Below are 540 nucleotides of genomic sequence, written 5' to 3'. Positions count from 1 at the left end.
ACCGACCGGGGGTGGGGGAGCGCACCGCGGACGGCTCTCGGATCGGGGAGTACACCCTGGCCCAGGCCATGGAGAAGGCCCTGCGACTGAACAGCCGTCGCATCCTCGTCGGCGAGGTCCGCGGCACCGAGATCACCGCGATGATCCAAGCCATGCAGACCGGCGCCGGCACGTTCTGCACCGTCCACTCCTACAGTGCCCAGGAAGCGGTCCACCGTCTGGTGGGTCTGGGCATGAATGAGTTCTCCGAGGCCTTCATGACCCGGCAGCTGGGCCACCACCTTGACATCGTCCTGCAGATGCGCAAGATCCAGGACGCCCAGGGGCTGTGGCGCCGCAAGGTCGTGACCATCGCTGAGGTCATGCCTGGAGACAGCGCCGATGGCATCTCCGTCGCACCGCTGTTCGAGATGCGCCCGGGCGACGACCACGCCCAGCCTGTGCAGCCCCCCGGGGACACCCGGCTGCGCGCTGACCTCGAGCGTGTGGGCTTCGACCTGACCCGAGTGGCAGGAGGCGCCTGATGCACACCCTGCTCAT

Annotated in this window: 1 protein-coding gene; it reads left to right on the top strand. The window is 68.1% G+C overall.

Annotated elements, in window-relative coordinates:
* Positions 1 to 524 (top strand): ATPase, T2SS/T4P/T4SS family (locus C6558_RS39030; RefSeq protein WP_199197140.1); only part of this gene is annotated, 524 nt, incomplete at its 5' end.
* Between the last annotated feature and the right edge of the window lie 16 nt (positions 525 to 540).

Source organism: Ensifer sp. NM-2 (genome assembly GCF_003024455.1).
GTDB classification, from domain to species: domain Bacteria; phylum Pseudomonadota; class Alphaproteobacteria; order Rhizobiales; family Rhizobiaceae; genus Ensifer; species Ensifer canadensis.
This window is presented reverse-complemented; position numbering and strand designations above follow the sequence as displayed.